At 75.4% G+C, this 2,102-nt stretch carries 2 protein-coding genes and 1 pseudogene; 2 read left to right on the plus strand and 1 reads right to left on the minus strand.

Features of this window, described 5'->3' with window-relative positions:
* Positions 1-158: pseudogene (locus D476_RS40225) on the minus strand (histidine kinase); the annotation flags it as partial.
* Positions 159-308: 150 nt separating this feature from the next.
* Here D476_RS40225 and D476_RS0104845 point away from each other — a divergent pair.
* Both D476_RS0104845 and D476_RS0104850 read left to right on the plus strand, forming a co-directional pair.
* The gene (locus D476_RS0104845; protein ID WP_017622845.1) at positions 309-1,082 is read left to right on the plus strand and encodes a GAF and ANTAR domain-containing protein; all 774 of its coding nucleotides are present in this window, start codon (positions 309-311) and stop codon (positions 1,080-1,082) included.
* A gap of 171 nt (positions 1,083-1,253) precedes the next feature.
* Complete coding sequence (locus D476_RS0104850) at positions 1,254-1,616, plus strand: STAS domain-containing protein (protein WP_017622846.1); 363 nt, start codon at positions 1,254-1,256, stop codon at positions 1,614-1,616.
* The last annotated feature ends 486 nt before the right edge of the window (positions 1,617-2,102 follow it).

The raw sequence follows: 2,102 nt of genomic DNA on the forward strand, positions 1-2,102 counted from the left end.
TCGCGCAGCAGGGTGCCGGCGTAGGCCAGCTCGGCCAGGGCGGCCTCGGCGGTGCCCGCCGCGTCGTCCGGATCCATGCCCAGGGTCGCGCGCAGGGCCTCCGCCCGCTCGTTCAGCTCCGCGATCTCACGCTGTAGATCGGCGAGGTTCTCCGGCACGCTCTCGGACTCCAGCCCCTGTGAAATGCATGATCGTGCGGTCGGCGGCGGTGCGCCGCCGCCTGGCACCTACCGACGCTAACGCATGCGCGGCCCCCCGGGTTCTGCGGTTACCGTGGAGTCGGGCGGTCGGCCGGAAGGGGGCGCACGGTGGGCGAATCGGCCACACCCGCATGGGTGGAGCGGCTCGCGCGCGAGATCGGCGCCCTCGGCCAGGCCGAGGGCAGCGGCCCCGAGCGGGCGCTGGACCGGATGAGCGCGGCCGCGGCGCGGGGGGTCCCCGGGTGTTCGGCGGCCCTGGTGGTGATCTGGCGCGCGGTTCGGCCGGGGGACGAGGAGGGCGCCCGCTGCGCGGGCGGCAGTCACGTGGTGGTCGACTACGGCGCCTCCCACTCGGACCTGGCGACGGCGCTGGAGCGGCAGTACACCGTCGACCAGGGGCCCGCGGTGGAGGCGGTGCGGGAGATGCGCGCCGTCACCGTGGGCGACGTGCTCCGCGAGGACCGGTGGCCGGACTACCTGAGCACGGCGGTGCAGTGCGGGGACCGCGCCTCGGTCACCTACCCGTGCCAGTTCGACGAGGAGGTCGTCACCTTCGGGGTGCACTCGGGGCGCGGTGACGCCTTCGACGTGGAGGCGGTGGCGCCGCTGGTGGCACTGCTGGCCGAGCACGCGGCGATGGCGCTGCACAGCGCGGGGCGGTACGTGGACGCGGCGCGCGAGGCGGCGCACATGCGCAGGGCGATGTCCGCCCGCGCCGTCATCGACCAGGCGAAGGGCATCATGATGCACGCCCGCGGGTGCGGCGCCGCCGAGGCGTTCGAGGAGCTGCGCCGGGTGGCGCAGCGCAACCGGATGAAGGTCGCCGACGTGGCCCGGCGCCTGGTCGCCGAGAACGCCGAGGCGCCCGGCCGCACCCGGTGAGCGACGGCCCGGCGCAGGGTGAGGGGACGGCGGGGAGCACGGCGGGGAGGCGTTGAGCGACGCGGTGTATCGGTGTGGTGACGGTGGACGGGCGTGCCTGTCTCGCCGTCCGGGCGGGCGCTAGTGTGGGGCGGGTGGAGTCCACGACAGGCGCGAGCGAGGAGTGTGGGCGTGCCGTCTCAGATCCCGGTCCGCAGGGACGGTGACGCGGTGGTCGTGGCCCCTGAGGGGGACATGGACGCTGTCACCTCACCGGCCTTGGCGGAGGTTCTCGACGGCCTGCTGACCGCCGGGGAGCCGCCGCGCGGGATCGTCATCGACTTCTCGAAGGTGAGCTTCTGCGACTCCCGCTGCATCGGTGTGCTGGTCCAGTCCTACCGCCAGGCGCGCGACCGCGGCATCGGCCTCGCCGTGGCCGCCCCCCAGCGCACCGTGCACCGCCTGTTCGTGATCGCCGGGATCGACCAGGTGATCACCATCGAGGACGACCCGGATGACGCCCGCGAGGCGGTCCTCGCCGGCACCGGAACCTGAGCCGAAGAACAGCGAGTAGGCCCCGGGGCGGGCCGCCCCGCCGCGCTGTCGGGCGTGTGCCGTACGGATGGTCACCGCGGCCGGCGACAGAGGCCGTTACCTCAACCTGCAGCGTTGTCGGCTTGCGGCGTGTACGTGGCCACCGTTGATGGCGGTGACGGTCCGAGGCGGGCGGTTCCCGGGTCCTGCCTGCCGGGCGGTGGGTTTCCCGTGGTCCGGGAGGCGGCGGCTGGGCTGGTGCCCCGCTCGCGCGCTCTGGCCGGGCGGTGGGCCGTCGGGGCGTGAGGAAGGGCGGCGACGACGCAGGTCGGCGGCCCTTCCGGCAGCGTCGTCGTCCGCGTGGCGTGTGCGTGGTCACTGGAGAGGGCGGCGACGGGATGAGCGGGGCGGTTCCCGGGCCCTGCCTGCCGGGCGGTGGGCCGCTCGTGGTCCGGGTGGGCGGCGCGGCCGGGAGGGCGGGTGGCCGCCCGCGCTCGTGGCGGCCGC

Source organism: Nocardiopsis chromatogenes YIM 90109 (assembly GCF_000341185.1).
Taxonomy (GTDB): Bacteria; Actinomycetota; Actinomycetes; order Streptosporangiales; family Streptosporangiaceae; genus Nocardiopsis_A; species Nocardiopsis_A chromatogenes.